The 17,472-nt window shown below is 70.9% G+C and carries 15 protein-coding genes; 9 read left to right on the top strand and 6 right to left on the bottom strand.

Going from position 1 to position 17,472, the window contains the following annotated elements; genetic code table 11:
- Positions 1-5: 5 nt before the first annotated feature.
- Complete coding sequence (locus ACFYZE_RS24530; protein ID WP_388997909.1) at positions 6-2,810, bottom strand: penicillin acylase family protein; 2,805 nt, start codon at positions 2,808-2,810, stop codon at positions 6-8.
- Between the two features lie 220 nt (positions 2,811-3,030).
- Between ACFYZE_RS24530 and ACFYZE_RS24525 the strand changes: the two genes are divergently transcribed.
- The 6 genes from ACFYZE_RS24525 to mscL all read left to right on the top strand — a co-directional run bounded on the left by ACFYZE_RS24525 (position 3,031) and on the right by mscL (position 8,945).
- Complete coding sequence (locus ACFYZE_RS24525; RefSeq protein WP_388997906.1) at positions 3,031-4,593, top strand: potassium/proton antiporter; 1,563 nt, start codon at positions 3,031-3,033, stop codon at positions 4,591-4,593.
- A gap of 277 nt (positions 4,594-4,870) precedes the next feature.
- A complete protein-coding gene (locus ACFYZE_RS24520) occupies positions 4,871-6,142 on the top strand; it encodes an MFS transporter (RefSeq protein WP_388997903.1) in 1,272 nt (423 codons plus the stop codon).
- Between the two features lie 68 nt (positions 6,143-6,210).
- Positions 6,211-6,504, top strand: a complete 294-nt coding sequence (locus ACFYZE_RS24515) for an FmdB family zinc ribbon protein (protein ID WP_388997900.1) — start codon at positions 6,211-6,213, stop codon at positions 6,502-6,504.
- 160 nt (positions 6,505-6,664) lie between these two features.
- Positions 6,665-7,498, top strand: coding sequence for an S-methyl-5'-thioadenosine phosphorylase (locus ACFYZE_RS24510; protein ID WP_388997897.1), 834 nt, complete (start codon positions 6,665-6,667; stop codon positions 7,496-7,498).
- 209 nt (positions 7,499-7,707) lie between these two features.
- A complete protein-coding gene (locus tag ACFYZE_RS24505; RefSeq protein WP_388997894.1) occupies positions 7,708-8,283 on the top strand; it encodes a hypothetical protein in 576 nt (191 codons plus the stop codon).
- 191 nt (positions 8,284-8,474) lie between these two features.
- On the top strand, positions 8,475-8,945 hold the full coding sequence (gene mscL, locus ACFYZE_RS24500) for a large conductance mechanosensitive channel protein MscL (RefSeq protein WP_388997891.1): 471 nt from the start codon (positions 8,475-8,477) through the stop codon (positions 8,943-8,945).
- A 67-nt stretch (positions 8,946-9,012) separates the two neighbouring features.
- Here the strand turns inward: mscL and ACFYZE_RS24495 are convergent, their stop codons facing one another.
- Positions 9,013-9,219 carry a hypothetical protein gene (locus tag ACFYZE_RS24495; protein WP_103842929.1) on the bottom strand — a complete coding sequence of 69 codons (207 nt, stop codon included), beginning with the start codon at positions 9,217-9,219 and terminating at the stop codon, positions 9,013-9,015.
- A gap of 141 nt (positions 9,220-9,360) precedes the next feature.
- Between ACFYZE_RS24495 and ACFYZE_RS24490 the strand changes: the two genes are divergently transcribed.
- From ACFYZE_RS24490 to ACFYZE_RS24480, 3 genes are all read left to right on the top strand, one after another.
- Positions 9,361-10,398: a P1 family peptidase gene (locus ACFYZE_RS24490; RefSeq protein WP_388997887.1), complete on the top strand. Its 1,038-nt coding sequence runs from the start codon at positions 9,361-9,363 to the stop codon at positions 10,396-10,398.
- Between the two features lie 174 nt (positions 10,399-10,572).
- Positions 10,573-11,796: an Ig-like domain-containing protein gene (locus tag ACFYZE_RS24485; protein WP_388998206.1), complete on the top strand. Its 1,224-nt coding sequence runs from the start codon at positions 10,573-10,575 to the stop codon at positions 11,794-11,796.
- A gap of 191 nt (positions 11,797-11,987) precedes the next feature.
- Positions 11,988-12,761 (top strand): DUF6227 family protein, encoded by a 774-nt coding sequence (locus ACFYZE_RS24480; RefSeq protein ID WP_388997884.1) that lies wholly within the window; start codon positions 11,988-11,990, stop codon positions 12,759-12,761.
- A gap of 212 nt (positions 12,762-12,973) precedes the next feature.
- On the opposite strand, the gene ACFYZE_RS24475 is transcribed toward ACFYZE_RS24480, so the two are convergent.
- The 4 genes from ACFYZE_RS24475 to ACFYZE_RS24460 all read right to left on the bottom strand — a co-directional run bounded on the left by ACFYZE_RS24475 (position 12,974) and on the right by ACFYZE_RS24460 (position 17,366).
- Positions 12,974-13,240 (bottom strand): hypothetical protein, encoded by a 267-nt coding sequence (locus ACFYZE_RS24475; protein ID WP_388997881.1) that lies wholly within the window; start codon positions 13,238-13,240, stop codon positions 12,974-12,976.
- Between the two features lie 199 nt (positions 13,241-13,439).
- Entirely contained in the window at positions 13,440-15,488 is a 2,049-nt protein-coding gene (locus ACFYZE_RS24470) for a fructose-specific PTS transporter subunit EIIC (RefSeq protein WP_388997878.1), read from the bottom strand.
- Positions 15,489-15,654: 166 nt separating this feature from the next.
- Entirely contained in the window at positions 15,655-16,608 is a 954-nt protein-coding gene (gene pfkB, locus ACFYZE_RS24465; RefSeq protein WP_388997875.1) for a 1-phosphofructokinase, read from the bottom strand.
- Positions 16,605-17,366, bottom strand: a complete 762-nt coding sequence (locus ACFYZE_RS24460) for a DeoR/GlpR family DNA-binding transcription regulator (protein ID WP_388997872.1) — start codon at positions 17,364-17,366, stop codon at positions 16,605-16,607. Before ACFYZE_RS24460 ends, pfkB begins: the two co-directional genes overlap by 4 nt.
- Positions 17,367-17,472: the final 106 nt, after the last annotated feature.

Raw genomic sequence — 17,472 nt, 5'->3', positions numbered from 1 at the left:
GCCCGTCAGGGCTTGAGCACCAGCGTGTCGGTCGTGCTCTTGTCCACCGCGTCCTTCGAGAAGTTCCACGGCAGCAGCTCGCCCTTGACCCACATCTCCGTCTGATCGGTGTAGTGGGCGCTGTAGGCGTGGCCCGAGGCACCGCTGAGGTTGATCCACTTGGACTTGTCGAGGTCGGCCAGGTTGACCACCATCCGCATCGACGGCACCCACACGGCGTTGTAGCCGCCCGCCGCGTTCCAGCCGGTGGCGTTCACGGTCGCCTCGCCGCCGTCCAGCTTCCAGGGCCCGCGGTTGAGCATGTACTGCAGTATGCCCGGGCCGTCGGTGCCCAGGGTCTGGTTCTTCAGGAACAGGCGGTGCAGCCGGCCCCAGCTCCAGGTGTCCATGTCCTTGCCGAGCTTGGCGACCAGCTCCCAGGTCGCGTCCTTCATGGCGCGCCCGAACAGCTCGTCACGCGTCGTCGCGGCCGGGTCGGTGCGCGTCGCGGGCGACTGCCACCAGTCGTTCTTCTCGTCGTCGACGATGTTGCGCACCACCTCGAACCAGCGGTCGCCTCCGTCCGGCTGCGCCTGGTCCGCTTCGCGCTGGCCGCACTCGCGCACCTTGCGGTCCTCGTCGGCCGGGCCGGTGGAGTCGGCGGGCTCCACCCACAGGCACTGGCCCTTGACCCGCAGCTCCTTGGGCAGCTTGTTGCCGAAGGCGAGCTTGAGGATGTTGCGCCAGACCGCGTTGAAGTACGCGGCCGCCGCCGAGTCGGAGTCCTGGGTGTAGTCCCAGCCCTCCAGCAGCTTCTGGGCCGCGCGGACGTGCTTGTCCGAGACATCGATCTTGAGCAGCTTGGGCACCAGCAGCTTGGCGATCTCGCTGCTGTTGTCGAGCTGCATCTGCCGCATGTCGTCGGTCGAGATCTTGCCGCCGCCCTTGATCTTCGACTCGATCAGGTCGGTGATCCGCTGGCTGCGTGAACCGTAGCCCCAGTCCGTGGTGAGCGTGTAGGGGTACTTGTCCTTGTCGATCACGGCCTGGTTGGCGGTGACGATGTAGCCGCGCTTGGGGTTGAACTCGTGGGGCAGCGCGGACTGCGGGATGTAGCCGGTCCAGTCGTACTTCGAGTCCCAGCCGGGCGCCGGGATCGAGCCGTCGTCGCCCTGCGCCCGCGTGGGGATCTTCCCGGGCAGCTGGTAGCCGATGTCGCCCTGGGTGTCGGCGTAGATCAGGTTCTGCGAGGGCACGTCGAAGGAGCGGGCCGCCTGGCGGAACTCGGACCAGTTCGACGCCTTGTCGATCTCGAAGACGGCGTTCATGGTGGTGCCGGGGTCCAGCGCGGTCCAGCGCAGGGCGACGCCGTAGCCGTCGGCGCGGTCGGGGGCCACGGTGTCGACAGTGGCCTTCTTGCCGACGTTGACGAGCTCGTCGTCGCGGTCGGACAGCAGCGGGCCGTTGTTCGTCTCACGGACGACGATCTTCTTCGAGTCGCCGCCCGCCACCTTGATCGTCTCGGTGCGGGTGGTGAACGGCACGACCTTGCCGTCCCTCAGGTAGCCGTCGCCGGAGAGCTTCTCCAGGTAGAGGTCGGTGACGTCGACGCCGGAGTTGGTCATGCCCCAGGCGATGTTCTGGTTGTGGCCGATTATCACACCGGGCAGGCCGGCGAAGGTGTAGCCGGTGACGTCGTAGCCGCACTTGCTGGAGACGGTCGTGCAGTGCAGGCCCATCTGGTACCAGACCGACGGCAGCGAGGCCGACAGGTGCGGGTCGTTGGCCAGCAGCGGCTTGCCGGTGATGGTGTGGCTGCCGGCGACGACCCAGGAGTTGGAGCCGATGCCGTGGCCGTTCACGCCGACGGCGGTCGGGACGTCGGCCAGGACGTTCGTGAGGCCCGCCAGCTGGCTGCGCACGGACGAGGAGGCCGAGGAGGCCGAGGTCGACGTGGAACTCGACGTTCCGGTCGTCGACCGCGCACCCGTCGTGCCTGTCGCACCCTTCGAGCCTGCCGTACCCGTGGTACCCGTCGAGTCGCCCTGCTCGAACGCCTTCGTGAGGGCGTTGTACTCGCCCTCCTGGACGATCGGCTTGTTGCGGCTGTACGGGTACTCCGGGTACAGGTCGGCGATCTGCTTGGGGCCCAGGCGGCTGGTCATCAGGGAGCGGTCGATCTCGTCCTGCATGTTGCCGCGCAGGTCCCAGGCCATCGCCTTGAGCCAGGAGACCGAGTCGACCGGGGTCCACGACTCGGGCTTGTAGTCGTTGGTCAGCCCCAGGGCCGCGTACTCGAGGGAGATCTCCTTGCCGTCCTTGCCCTTGAGGTAGGCGTTGACTCCCTTGGCGTACGCCTGGAGGTACTTCTTCGTGGAGGCCGACAGCTTGGTGTCGTACTCCTTCTGCGCCACCCGGTCCCAGCCCAGGGTGCGCAGGAACTCGTCGTTCTTGACCTGGCTCTTGCCGAACATCTCGGACAGGCGTCCGGACGTCATGTGGCGGCGCACGTCCATCTCGTAGAACCGGTCCTGCGCCTGGACGTACCCCTGCGCCATGAACAGGTCCTCGTCGGAGGACGCGTAGATCTGCGGGATCCCGTAGCCGTCGCGCTTGACGTCGACGGGACCCGACAGGCCTTCGAGCGTGATCGTCCCCTGGGTCTGCGGGAAGGAGGCGCGCACGGTGCTGACGGACCAGTAGCCGCCGTATCCGAAACCTCCCACAAGGGCCACAACCAGGACGATTACGAGCAGTCGGGCTCTGTGCCCCTTCTTCCTGCCGGACTTGCCGGGCTTCTGGCCGGAAGAGGCGGTGGTGTTGGGGGGCATCGCTGTCCTTGCTGTCCTAACACGAGCGGCAGGGCGGGCTGTGCTTTCTACTGAGCGCTGGAGCAACCATAGGCGCAGGGCCCGGTCCACCTTGACGCGGAGTCGGGAACCAGCCCGGGCTGGAGTTCGATCATGCGAAGGGAAGCGTCAAGAAAGCGTCAAGAGTTAGGTAAGCTAATGAAGTAGTCGGAGTGAAGTCCGCCCCAGCACCGGGCTTCGCGTGCTCGGATCGTGGCGTCGCACCGCGGCCCACGTATTGGCGAGAAGGGAACGGCCGCTGACTGTCCACCACCTCAACCAGCTCCTGCTTCTCTGCTCGCTCGTCCTGCTCGTCGCGGTGGCAGCGGTCCGGATCTCGTCGCGCAGCGGCCTCCCCAGCCTGCTCGTCTACCTGGGCATCGGCATCGCCATGGGCCAGGACGGATTCGGCATCCACTTCAACAACGCGGAGCTGACCCAGGTCATGGGATACGCGGCACTGGTCGTGATCCTTGCCGAGGGCGGCCTCGGCACGAAGTGGAAGCAGATCAAGCCGGCCCTCCCGGCGGCCTCCGCGCTGGCGCTCCTGGGCGTCGCGGTGAGCGTCGGCGTCACGGCCGCGGGCGCGCACTACCTGAGCGGACTGGAGTGGCGGCAGGCGCTGATCATCGGAGCGGTGGTGTCGTCGACCGACGCGGCGGCGGTCTTCTCGGTGCTGCGGAAAGTGCCCCTCCCCGCGCGCGTGACGGGCGTACTGGAGGCCGAGTCCGGCTTCAACGACGCACCCGTCGTCATCCTCGTCGTCGCGTTCTCCACGGCCGGGCCGATCGAGCACTGGTACACGCTGCTCGGGAAGATACTCCTGGAGCTGGCCATCGGCGCCGCCATCGGCCTCGCGGTGGGCTGGCTCGGCTCCTGGGGTCTCAGGCACGTGGCACTGCCGGCCTCCGGCCTCTATCCGATCGCGGTCATGGCCATCGCGGTCATGGCGTACGCGGGCGGCTCGCTGGCCCACGGCAGCGGCTTCCTCGCGGTGTACCTCGCCTCGATGATGCTCGGCAACGCCAAGCTGCCGCACTGGCCCGCGACCCGGGGCTTCGCCGAAGGGCTCGGCTGGATCGCGCAGATCGGCATGTTCGTCCTGCTCGGTCTGCTGGTGACCCCGCACGAACTGGCCGACGACGTACTGCCCGCCCTGGTCATCGGCATGGTGCTGACGATGGTGGCGCGTCCGCTGAGCGTCGTGATGAGCCTCGTGCCCTTCCGGCTCCCCTGGCAGGAGCAGACGCTGATGTCGTGGGCCGGGCTGCGCGGTGCGGTGCCCATCATCCTCGCGACGATCCCCATGGTGAACGGCGTCGCCGGCAGCCGCCGCATCTTCAACATCGTCTTCGTTCTCGTCGTCGTCTACACCCTCATCCAGGGGCCGACCCTGCCCTGGCTGGCCCGCAAGCTGCGGCTGGGCGAGGGCCCCGAGGCCTCCGACCTCGGCATCGAATCGGCGCCCCTGGAGCGGCTGCGCGGGCATCTGCTGTCCGTCGCGATCCCCGAGGGCTCGCGGATGCACGGCGTCGAGATCAACGAGCTGCGGCTGCCGGCCGGAGCCGCGGTCACCCTCGTCGTCCGGGAAGGCAAATCGTTCGTTCCGCTGCCGACGACGGTGCTGCGCCGCGGGGACGAACTGCTGGTGGTCGCCACGGACCAGGTCCGCGACGCGGCGGAGAGGCGCCTGCGGGCCGTCGGCCAGGGCGGCAAGCTGGCGGGCTGGCTGGGAACCACCGGGAACGGCGCGCCGGGACGGTGAGGGGGCCCTTGGTGAACGGCGCGTTTCGTACCGTTCACACCGTCGGGAATCCCAGGTCGAGCGCCGGACGGTGCTCTGTTTCACAGGCGTCCTGCGCCATGCCCCTGTACAATCCAGGCGCACCCTGATCGAACCAACTCTGCCTGACGCAGAGCTGGCGCGACCGTATGGCGGCCGGGCGCCCTTCCTCCGTAGGGGCCGGTATCTACCGCAGTCCGCGCAAGAGGACAGCTCTCGGCGCGCACACGCGCTACCAGGCAGCGGAAAGGCACGGGCCGTGGAGTCCACGGTCACCTCGAAGGCGTCCCGTCCGGGCTATGGGCAGCTGCTGCGCACCCGTGGCGCCTGGACGTTTCTGCTCCCCGGCTTCGCGGCGCGTCAGCCGTTCGCGATGCTCACCCTCTCCATCGTGCTGCTCGTCCGGCACACCACCGGCTCCTACGGGGCCGCGGGCGCCGTCGCTGCGGTCACCGGCGTGTCCATGGCCCTGTTCGCGCCCTATAGCGGCCGTCTCGCCGACCGCCACGGCCAGCGGGCGGTGCTGCTGCCCGGCGTCCTGGTGCACGCCCTGGCAGGCACCTCACTGACCGCTCTCGCGCTGGCCCACGCCCCGCTGTGGGCCCTCTTCGCGGCGGCCGTCCCGACCGGCGCGTCGGTGCCGCAGATCGGCCCCATGGTCCGCGCCCGCTGGGGCGTGAAGCTGAAGGACTCGCCCCTGATGCCGACGGCGGCGGCCTTCGAGTCGGTCACCGACGAGCTGACCTTCGTGCTCGGCCCGCTCCTGGCGACCGCACTGTGCACCGCCGTGGCCCCGGCCGCCGGCCTGCTCACGGAGGCGGCGCTGACGCTGGTGGGCGGTGTGCTGTTCGCGGCACAGAAGCCTGCGCAGCCGGCCGTCGCCGCCGTCACGCACGCACGCGTGGAGCACGCGTCCGCCCTGCGCGTCCCCGGGGTGCGGGTTCTGATCGTGACCTTCCTGGGCATCGGTTCCGTCTTCGGCGGTATGCAGGTCTCGCTCTCCGCGTTCAGCCAGTCGATCGGCGAGCCCGGCCTGAACGGCGTCCTGTACGGCGTCTTCGCCGCAGGCAACATGCTCTCCGGCGTCGTGTGCGGCGCGATCGCCTGGAAGGCCGCCCCGCAGCGCCGCCTGGTCATCGGCTACACGACCCTCGCCCTGGCCGCCTCCGCTCTGTGGACGGCGCACTCGGTGGCCCCGCTGGCCGCGCTCGGCCTCCTGGTGGGCATGTGCATCGCGCCGTCCCTGATCACCGGCTACACCCTGGTCGAGGCCCTGGTCCCGGACGGCGCCCGTACCGAGGCCTTCACCTGGCTGACCGGCGCGGTCGCGCTCGGCCAGGCGGCGGCGGTCACGGTCGCCGGACAGCTGGAGGACCGGCTGTGGACCGGCGCCGGCTTCCTCGTCCCGATGGGCGGTACGGTGCTGGCGCTGCTGACCCTGCTGACCCTGCGGTCGTGGCTGGTCACGCGAGCTCACGGCCGCACCGTGGCACGTGGCGTCGGTCACCGCGCACCGGTGACGGTGGACTGATCCCGCGGAATAGGTCACTATGGATCGTCGTTAGCACTCATTGAGTGAGAGTGCCAGGAGGAAGACAAGTGCCGACCTACCAGTACCAGTGCACCGAGTGCGGCGAGGGCCTCGAGGCGGTGCAGAAGTTCACCGACGACGCCCTGACCGAGTGCCCCAACTGCGGCGGCCGCCTGAAGAAGGTGTTCTCCGCGGTCGGCATCGTCTTCAAGGGCTCCGGCTTCTACCGCAACGACAGCCGCGGCTCGTCGTCGAGCAGCAGCCCGGCGTCGTCGAAGTCGTCGAGCTCCTCGTCGTCGTCCGACTCCGGCTCGACGTCTTCGTCGTCCTCGCCGTCGAGCACCAGCTCCTCCGCCGCATAGGTCCGTGCCGGGAGACCCCGCCGTCGTACGACGGCGGGGTCTTCGGGGTATCCCGCCCGCCTGGCGCGGCGGGCGGGGTATCCGGCCCGCCTGGCGCGGCGGCTGCGTAGTTCTCTACCGCCGGCTCGCACCTCAGTACGGGGCGGCTACTGTGCTCGCCATGACGAACGCGGAGATCGGTGTCATCGGCGGCTCTGGCTTCTACTCCTTCCTCGACGAGGTGACCGAGGTCCAGGTGGACACCCCGTACGGGGCTCCCAGCGACTCTCTCTTCCTCGGCGAGATCGCCGGCCGGCGGGTCGCGTTCCTCCCCCGCCACGGCCGCGGCCACCATCTGCCGCCGCACCGGATCAACTACCGCGCCAACCTGTGGGCGCTCCGCTCCGTCGGGGTACGCCAGGTCCTCGGCCCGTGCGCGGTGGGCGGACTGCGCCCGGAGTACGGACCGGGCACGCTGCTGGTTCCCGACCAGTTGGTGGACCGCACGAAGGCCCGGGTGCAGACGTACTTCGACGGGCTGCCGCTGCCGGACGGCACCGTGCCGAACGTGGTGCACGTGTCCCTGGCCGACCCCTACTGCCCGGTCGGGCGGACGGCCGCGCTGAAGGCCGCCCGCGGGCGGGACTGGGAGCCGGTGGACGGCGGCACGCTGGTCGTGGTCGAGGGGCCGCGGTTCTCCACCCGAGCCGAATCGCTGTGGCACCGGGCGCAGGGCTGGTCCGTGGTGGGCATGACCGGCCATCCCGAGGCCGCGCTGGCTCGTGAACTGGAGCTGTGCTACACGTCGTTGACCCTGGTCACGGATCTGGACGCGGGGGCGGAGACCGGAGAGGGCGTCTCGCACGACGAGGTGCTGAAGGTGTTCGCGGCGAATGTGGACCGGTTGCGGGGCGTGCTGTTCGACGCGGTGGCCGCGCTGCCGGCCTCCGCGGAGCGGGACTGCCTGTGCGTGAACGCGCTCGGCGGGATGAATCCGGGGTTCGAGCTGCCGTGACGGGGGTGCCGCGACGGTGGCGTTGGGGCTGTGGGGGCCGTAGTGGGTCCTGTCGTGGGCGCCGTAGTGGGTCCTGCCGTGCGGAACGTCCCGTTCGGGTGAGCGAGTTGTCCACAACCGCGGAGTAACCCACAGACGTCCGCGGCTTCCACCGCGAAGCGTCATCGTGGATCGCGACCCGATCGCTCACGACGCAGGTGGTGACCAGCATGCCCCGCATCTCCCCCTCCGCCCCTCAGCCCTACGCAGCGGTCCCGGCGACCGCGTACCCGCCCGCCGGCCTTTCCCCGCGTTCCGACACGCCCCCCACCTGTGCCGTGCCCCACTTCGCTCCCGTACGGGTACGCGGAGGGCGGCAGCAGTTGCGGCGGGTGCTGCGGTGCCGGAGGCGGGCCGTGGCCGCGGGACTGGCCGTCACCGCTGCCGCGCTCGTCGCGGCGGGGCCGGGCGGCTCCGAGGGCGCACGCGGACACCCGGGCACCGGGGCCCGCCCGACCGCGGCAGCCGCAGAGGAGCCGCGCCCGGTGGAGACGGTGACGGCGCCCGTGCGGATCGCGGACGCGGCGACCGTGCGGCTGCTGCGGCCCGGCGACCGCGTCGACGTGATCGCGGCCGACGGCGGCGGCCAGGCCAGGGTCGTCGCGGCCGGGGCCCGGGTGACGCGGGTGCCCGATGTCGATCCGACGGAGAACGGCGCACTGCTGGTGCTGTCCGTGCCGCGCCCCACGGCCGCACGCCTCGCCGGCGCCGGCGCCACCTCACGGCTGGCGGTGACACTGTGCTGAGCCCGCCCCTGTTTCACACTGCCGGCGTCGCGCCGTGCTGAGTCCGCCCCTGTTTGACACTGCCGGCGGTCGCGCCGTGCTGAGCCCGGCCCCCTTCCGCACGGCATGCAGTTGGACAGCCGTGGTACGCCCTGCCGTAGGTTGCGGAACTGTTCGTTCAGAAGCGTGTGCAGTCGAGAAGGGTCCCAGTGGTGAGCGAGATCAAAATGCCGGGCGTCCTGCAGGGCTTCAAGGCCTTCCTGATGCGTGGAAACGTCGTCGACCTGGCGGTCGCGGTGGTCATCGGCGCTGCCTTCACCGGCATCGTGAACTCCGTGGTGAAGGGCGTCATCAGTCCGGTCGTGGGTGCGCTCGGCACCAAGAGCCTGGACGGCTACAGCTCCTGCCTGAAGGGACCGTGCACGGGCACCGGCGCCAACGCGACGGGCGTCCGCATACTCTGGGGCTCCGTCCTCGGCGCCACGCTCAACTTCGTGATCACCGCCGGCGTCGTCTACTTCCTGATGGTCCTGCCCATGTCCAAGTTCCTGGCCCGGCAGGAGGCCCGCCGCAAGGCCAGGCACGGCACCAAGGACGTGTCCGAGGTGACCGAACTGGAGGTGCTCGAGGAGATCCGCGACGCCCTCGTCGCGCAGCGCACCCCGAACCGGACCGACGCCTGACGGACGCCAGGACGCGCCACATCACGCAGGACAGGGCCCACAACGGGCCCGGGTCCTGTGACGGTTCTCACAGATGGTGGGGCGGCTTCTCGTCAAGGAACCGCGCCAGATCGGCAGCGCTGTCACCGCCGGGGCGGGGCCGCTCGCCCCAGCCCAGGTCCGTGTCGTCCGACGACTGCGTCGTCAGCGGGTCGTCGAAGACCAGGGCGTCCTTGGGCTCGGGCTTCGCATCCCGCGGTTCGCGGTCGGGGGTGGACGTCGGGGTGGCGCTCATAGCCCCAGCGTACGTCTCCGCCGCACCAGGACGCGGCGTCGCGGCTTCGCAGGGAGGGGCACTCGCCACGGGGTGACACCGACGGGGCGGATTTCTGCGGCGTGATGTCACGACCGGCGTGCGGCGAAGGATCATGGGGCCATGACACGTGACGCTCTGACAGATGTCGCCGGTCTGCGCGTGGGGCACGCCACGCGGATCGGGGACGGCTGGCTCACCGGCACCACGGTCGTCCTGGCGCCGGAGGGCGGCGCGGTCACGGCGGTCGACGTGCGCGGGGGCGGGCCCGGCACGAAGGAGACCGACGCGCTCGATCCGCGCAACCTGGTGCAGAAGGTCGAGGCCGTCGTCCTGACCGGGGGCAGCGCCTACGGGCTCGACGCGGCGTCGGGCGTCATGGCCTGGCTCGAGGAGCACGGCCGCGGGGTGCGGGTGGGCCCCGATCCGTCACACGTGGTGCCGGTCGTGCCGGCCGCCTGCGTCTTCGACCTGGGGCGCGGCGGTGACTTCAGGGCCCGCCCGGACGCGGCCATGGGCCGGGCCGCGGTCGAGGCGGCGGCCGCAAGCAACCCGGGCGCACCCGTGGCGGAGGGCTGCGTGGGCGCGGGCACCGGCGCGACGGTCGGACCCCTCAAGGGCGGCGTCGGCACCGCGAGCACCGTGCTGGACGCGGGGATCACGGTGGGCGCCCTGGTGGTGTGCAACGCGGTGGGCTCGGCGGTGGACCCGGAGACTGGCGCGCTGTACGGGGAGTTGGTGCAGGGCCGGGTCGGCCGTCCGGCGCGGGAGGTGCACGAGGCCGCGCGGCGACGGCTCGCCGAATCCGCCGCACGCCTCCCGCGCCCGCCGCTGAACACGACCCTCGCCGTGGTGGCGACCGATGCCGACCTCGACAAGGCTCAGGCGCAGAAGCTCGCGGGCGTGGCCCACGACGGTCTGGCGCGCGCCGTGCGGCCGGCGCACCTGCTGCACGACGGGGACACGGTGTTCGCGCTGGCGACCGGCGCCCGTGCGCTCCCCGCCGCGGACCCCCTCGCGCTCAACGAGGTGCTGGCCGCGGGCGCGGACCTCGTGACGCGCGCGATCGTACGGGCGGTGCGCGCCGCGGAGCCGGTGGACGGGCCGGGCGGGACATGGCCGTCGTACGGGGAGTTGTACGGCACGGCAGAGACGATATGAGGGGAGGGCATGAGAGGCCGAAAGGCCCTGGGGTGGCGGGTGATTGTCCCGGTTCTGTCACGTAAGGGCGTGCGGCGTGGCGGAGGGGAACCCTTGAGCGCGGCGTTCGCTCTCTCTCCACGTATCGAGCGGATCACGCAGCCGAACGCACACCCCGACGACCTGGAGAAGCCTGTGACAACGCCGGACATGCGAGTGCGGCGCGCACTGGGGGCCTGTGCCGCCCTGGTGGTCGGCGCCCTGGCCCTCACCGCCTGCGGCGGCAGCGCCACCGCCGACAACGACAAGGGCGGCAAGGACGCCAAGGAGTCCGCCAAGGTGTCCGCCGCCAGGATCACCATCTCCGCCAAGGACGGTTCGACCGGCGCGTCGATCAACACCACCGGAGTGAGGGTCAGCGACGGGAAGTTGACGCAGGTGCGGATGACGGCGGCGGGAACCGGCACGGCGGTGCCGGGGGAGATCTCCGCGGACGGGGCTACCTGGAAGCCGAAGGGGCAGCTGGACCGCGGGACGAAGTACCAGATCTCCGCCATCGCCAAGGACGCCGACAACCGGGTCGCCGCCGCCAACTCCATCTTCACCACGGTCACTCAGGCGGGCAGTTTCATCGGCACGTACACGCCCGACGACGGGGCGACGGTCGGTGTCGGTATGCCGGTGTCCTTCACGTTCGACAGGGCGATCACCGACAGGAAGGCCGTGCAGTCGCACATCAAGGTGACGTCCAGCAGCGGCCAGCAGGTGGTGGGGCACTGGTTCGGCGCGCAGCGCCTGGACTTCCGGCCCGAGGATTACTGGAAGGCCGGCTCCAAGGTCACGATGAAGATCGACCTGGACGGTGTGGAGGGCGCGAACGGCGTCCGCGGTGTGCAGAAGAAGACCGTCACGTTCACCGTCGGACGCTCCCAGGTCTCCACGGTGGACGTGAAGACCCAGACCATGACGGTCGTGCGGGACGGCAGGACCATCAGGACGATTCCGGTGTCGACCGGCAGCCCGCAGCACACGACGTACAACGGGCGGATGGTGATCTCGGAGAAGTTCCCGCAGACACGGATGAACAGCCGGACGGTCGGCCTCGGCGGCGAGTACGACATCCCGGACGTGCCGCACGCGATGCGGCTGACGACCTCCGGGACCTTCATCCACGGCAATTACTGGTACAACCAGGGCAATCCGCCCTTCGGTCGCGAGGGCACCAGCCACGGCTGCGTCGGCATGGAGGACGTGCAGGGCGCACGGGGGAACACGATCGCCAAGTGGTTCTACGACAACTCGCTCATCGGTGACGTCGTGATCGTCGAGAACTCCCCCGACACGACGGTCGCACCGGACAACGGCCTCAACGGCTGGAACATGCCGTGGAGCGAGTGGACCGCCGGGAGCACGGTGTGACCGGCCGCCCGACCGGCCCCTGAGCGGCCCTTACGCCAAGGGCATATGACAGCGGATCAGGCCGCGGGGGAACCTGCCGTGCGGCCCGTCCGTTTTCCCACCGTGGGTTTTCCCGGTTCTCAGGCACATGTCCGAGCGAGGGGCTACGGTATGCACCCACAAGGTGACATGCAGCAACGCCGGGAGAAACCTTGAGCGTTCCGTACAAGACGGCAGCGTACGAGCCGGCCGGGTCGCCGGAGTCCCCTGAGGAGCACCTCGCGCGGCTCCTCGGCCGCGCCCTGAACTCCTTCGAGCTGCCCGACGAGACGATCGGGCGCCTGGACTGCGCGCTGGCGCACGACAGTTCACTGCACTCCGCGCACCACAGCGCGGGGCTGCACCGGGAGACGTACCGGCACACCTGGCTGCTCGCGGACGGCACGGCGGTCACCCTGTGGGAGCTCGTCCACAACACGGCGCCGGGCGGCCATCTCGAGCACGAGGTGTACGTGGACGCGGAGGAGCTGCGGACCGCCACGACCCGGCTCCCGCTGCCGTCGGACGCACCGGACTTCGAACTGCCGGTGCCGGCGCAGCTGTCCTTGGTCCCCGAGCCGCGTCACGCGTATGTGCTCGACGACTCGGCGGACCACGCGCGCCGGCTGCTGCGCCGGGCGGAGAACCCGGACCGGCCGGGCGCGGACCTGTCGACGTTACTGCTGGACTCGGCCTTCGCGCACGAGATCACGCAGGCGTTCGGGCGGCCTTGCCGGGCCGGTCAGGCGGGGGCGACGCTGTGCTTCTCGCTGTACGAGCACGCGTTCCTGCTGCGTGACGGCCGGGAGCTGTCCCTGTGGGAGGTCGAGCACACGGCGACACCGGACGGCCGGCACATGTGCGAGGTCTACGCGACCGAGGAGGCGGCCCGGGAGGCGATGGAGCGCCGCGCGGCGACGCTGGGCCAGCCCGCGGACACCGTTTAGTGCCTGTGGCGGCACCAGGGTCTTTCGTTTGGATCAGGCCGGATAAGGGAGCGGGTTCCTGGTGCGTGCAGTTGCAAGGCGGAGGAGGGAGTCAACGCGATGGGGGTCCCCCCGCGCGAGCGTGTTCGAGCGTGGGGAGTCGGCGACCGACGACAACGCCGCAGATGTGCGTGCCAGGCCCCGCGCGCCCGGCCTGATCCGAACAAAAGGCCCTAGCTTCCGGAGTGTCCCTGGGAGCGGCCGTCGCGGAAGCGCCGTACCAGGTTGGCGAAGGCGTCCCGTTCGGCAGGGGTGAGGTGGACCGAGTCCCAGTGGGGGGCCGTCCGTCGCTGCCGGGGCACGCCCCGGAGGGTTCCGCGCCGGATCACGCCCTTGCGGTACTGGCGGTGCATCTGGAACAGGCCGATCACCCAGAGGCCGGTCGCTACGGCGGCGACGACCACGGCGACCACCAGAGGGATCGACTCGTGCGCGGACATGCCCCCAGTAGACACCACCAACCGGGCTTCCAGCACCGGACCGTGACCAATCTCGCAGGTGCGACCACTGTGATGAGTACGACGAGTACGGCGAGTCGAGGCGAAGAAGGGCAAAGAACGAGGTAAGCGCGCCGAGAACGCGGTTGGGCCGCGCCCCTGTTGAGGGGCGCGGCCCAACCGCGTTGTCACTACCGCCGGATCAGGCGGCGACGGGCTGCTTGGAGTCACGGGCCGACACCGACGCTCCCTCGGCCTCCTTCGCGGAGCCCTCGGGGCTCTGCTTGCGCATACCCTTCAGGATCACCACCAGAGCCGTGGTCACACACACGCCGGCGACGAGGGCGATCAGGTAGAGGAACGGGTTGCCGATCAGCGGGACCACGAAGATGCCGCCGTGCGGGGCGCGCAGCGTGGCGCCGAAGCCCATTGACAGTGCGCCGGTGATGGCGCCGCCGACCATGGACGAGGGGATGACGCGCAGCGGGTCGGCTGCAGCGAACGGGATCGCACCCTCGGAGATGAAGGAGGCGCCGAGCACCCAGGCGGCCTTGCCGTTCTCGCGCTCGGTGTGCGTGAACAGCTTGCCGCGCACGGTGGTGGCCAGCGCCATCGCCAGCGGCGGGACCATACCGGCGGCCATCACCGCGGCCATGATCTTCATCGCGGAGTCACTCGGGTTGGAGACCGCGATACCGGCGGTGGCGAAGGTGTACGCGACCTTGTTGACCGGGCCGCCGAGGTCGAAGCACATCATCACACCGAGCAGGGCGCCGAGCAGGATGGCATTGGTGCCGGACAGGCCGTTCAGCCAGTCGGTGAGGCCCTTCTGCGCGGAGGCGATGGGCTTGCCGATCACGACGAACATCAGGAATCCGACGACCGCCGAGGAGATCAGCGGTATCACCACCACCGGCATGATGCCGCGCAGCGCCTGAGGGATGTCGATCTTCTGGATCGCCATCACCACGCCACCGGCGAGGAGACCGGCCACCAGGCCGCCGAGGAAGCCCGCGTTGATGGTGAGGGCGATCGAACCGCCGACGAAGCCGGGCACCAGACCGGGGCGGTCCGCCATGCCGTACGCGATGTAGCCGGCCAGGACGGGAACGAGGAAGCCGAAGGACACGGCGCCGATCTGGAAGAGCAGCGCGGCCCAGCTGTCGCCCTGGGTCCACACGAAGTGGTCCATGACCGAAGGCGCCTTGTTGATCTTGTAGCCGCCGATCGCGAAGCCGAGGGCGATGAGCAGACCACCCGCGGCGACGAACGGAACCATGTAGCTCACACCGGACATCAGCCACTTGCGCAGCTTGGTGCCGTAGCCCTCGCCGGACTCGCCGGCGCGCTCCACGGGCGTACCGCCGGAGGCCGGAGCGGTCACCTCGCCGCGCTCGGCCTTCGCGCGCACCTCGGCGATCAGCTCGGCGGGCCGGTTGATGCCCGCCTTCACGCCGACGTCGACGGTCGGCTTGCCGGCGAAGCGGTCCTTCTCCCGCACGGGGACGTCATGGGCGAAGATCACCGCGTCCGCCGCCGTGATGACGGCCGGGTCGAGCCGGGTGAAGCCGGCCGAGCCCTGCGTCTCGACGACGAGTTCGACACCCGCCTCGCGGCCCGCGTTCTCCAGCGACTCGGCGGCCATGTAGGTGTGGGCGATACCGGTCGGGCAGGAGGTGACGGCGACGATACGGAACGGGCGCCCGTCCGCCTCCTCACCGGCCGCCTCCGAGGAAGCGGCGGAGGTGGCGGGCTCCTCGACCGCCGCCGGGGTCTCGGCCGCCGCCGGAGCCTGAGCCGCCGCGGGAGCCTCGTCGCCGCGGATGAGCGCGGCCGCGGCCGCCGCGTCCTTCACGGACCGCAGCGCGGAGGTGAACTCGGTGTTCATCAGCTGGCGGGCCAGCGATGACAGGATCGTCAGGTGTGCGTCGTCCGCGCCCGCCGGGGCGGCGATCAGGAAGATCAGGTCGGCCGGGCCGTCCGCGGCGCCGAAGTCGATGCCCCGGGCGCTGCGCCCGAAGCCGAGGGTCGGCTCGGTGACGTGCTCGCTGCGGCAGTGCGGTATGCCGATGCCGCCGTCGAGGCCGGTCGGCATCTGTGCCTCGCGGGCGGCCACGTCGGCGAGGAAGCCCTCCAGGTCGGTCACCCGGCCCTGGGACACCATCCGCTCGGCGAGGGCACGGGCCGCCGCTTCCTTGGTCTCGGCGGACAGGTCGAGGTCGACCAGGTCCGCGGTGATCATCTCGCTCATCGCGGGCTCCTTCGCACGCGTATCGCCCGGGGGTTGTCGTGGGCGGTGGTGGGGACGGGGGTGAGGTGAGGTGCTACGGGGAGGGAGGGGGCGGCGGGGCCGGGGGAATCCCGCCTCCTGGTGGCCGCGGCGGGTGCGACCGCCTTCCGCCGCGTCGGGTGCGCGCTCATGAGACGGGCTCCGTCAACACGCGGTCCACGGGTACCTCCGACGTGACGGTGACGGCGGAGAGGTCGAGGTCGGCGGGGGTCGGCATCACGCTGCCGGGCAGCTGGACCGCCGCGGCGCCATGGGCGACGGCCGAGGCAAGGGCCTCCGGGCCGCTGCCGCCCGCGATCAGGAAACCGGCGAGAGAGGAGTCGCCGGCCCCGACGTTGGAGCGTACGGCATCGACACGGGCGCTGCCGAACCATGTGCCGGCGGCGTTGACCAGCAGTTGTCCGTCCGCGCCGAGGCTCGCGAGCACGGCGCCCGCGCCCATCGCGCGCAGCTCCTCGGCCGCCTTGGCCGCGTCGCCCACCGTGACGAGGGGGCGCCCGACGGCCTCCGCGAGTTCCTCGGCGTTCGGCTTGACCACGTCGGGACGCTCGCGCAGCGCCTCGAGAAGCGCGGGACCGGAGGTGTCGAGCACGATCCGGGCGCCCGCGGCGTGGGCACGGGCCACCAGGTCGGCGTACCAGGACGGGGCGAGGCCGCGCGGAAGGCTGCCGCAGCAGGTGATCCAGGTGATGTCGGCCGCCTGGTACTGCGCGCGGACCGTCTCCAGGAGGAGTTCGGCCTCGGCGGGGGAGAGCTCCGGTCCGGGCGCGTTGATCTTGGTGAGGGTGCCGTCGGGTTCGGCGACCGCGATGTTGGAGCGGGTGGCTCCGGCGATCGGGACCGGTGCGACGTCGATGCCCTGGGCGTGCAGCAGATCGGCGACGAGCGCTCCCGGGGCACCGCCGAGGGGCAGGACGGCGACCGTGCGCTGCCCGGCCGCGGCGACCGCGCGCGAGACGTTCACGCCCTTGCCGCCCGGGTCCACCTGTTCGCCGGTGGCCCGGATGACCTCGCCGCGGTCCAGGGAGGGGACCTCGTACGTGCGGTCGAGGGAGGGGTTCGGGGTGACGGTGAGAATCATGCGCGCACTACTTCCGTGCCGCCGCGCTCGATCGCGGTGGCGTCCTCGGGGCTCAGCCCGCTGTCGGTGATCAGCAGGTCCACATCACCGAGGTCGCCGAAACGGGCGAAGTGCTCCTGGCCGTGCTTGGAGGAGTCGGCGAGCAGCACCACCCGGCGCGCGGCGCGGATCGCCGCGCGCTTGACGGCGGCCTCGGCGAGGTCGGGCGTGGTCAGTCCGTGGTCGGCGGAGAAGCCGTTGGCGGCGATGAACACGGCGTCGGCGCGGATCTCTCCGTAGGCGCGCAGCGCCCAGGCGTCCACGGCGGCGCGCGTACGGTGCCGGACGCGCCCGCCGACCAGATGGAGCTGGATGCCGGGGTGGTCCGCGAGGCGTGCCGCGGTGGGCAGGCTGTGCGTGACGACGGTGAGCTGCGCGTCGAGCGGGATGGCCCCCGCCAGCCGGGCGACCGTCGAACCGGCGTCGAGGATCATCGTGCCCCCGCTCGGCAGCTCCGCGAGGGCAGCCTTGGCGATCCGGTCCTTCTCGTCGGCCGCGGTGGACTCCCGTTCAGCCAGGTCCGGCTCGAAGTCGAGGCGCCCGGCGGGGATGGCACCCCCGTGCACCCGGCGCAGGAGGCCCGCGCGATCGAGGGCCTTGAGGTCGCGGCGGATCGTCTCGGCCGTGACCTGGAACTCCTCGGCCAGCGAGACGACATCGACCCGGCCGCCGTCACGGGCGAGCCGGAGGATCTCCTGCTGGCGCTCCGGCGCGTACATGTCTGTTCACCTCCGACCATGCCCGAACGTGTGGTTTCAGGTCGGAGGCTACGTCCGAATTTCCGGAAAGTAAACAGGTTGGTGCTACAGAACGGACACGAACGGG

Origin of the sequence: Streptomyces sp. NPDC001796, from assembly GCF_042892355.1 — a bacterium.
Taxonomy (GTDB): Bacteria; Actinomycetota; Actinomycetes; order Streptomycetales; family Streptomycetaceae; genus Streptomyces.
This window is presented reverse-complemented; position numbering and strand designations above follow the sequence as displayed.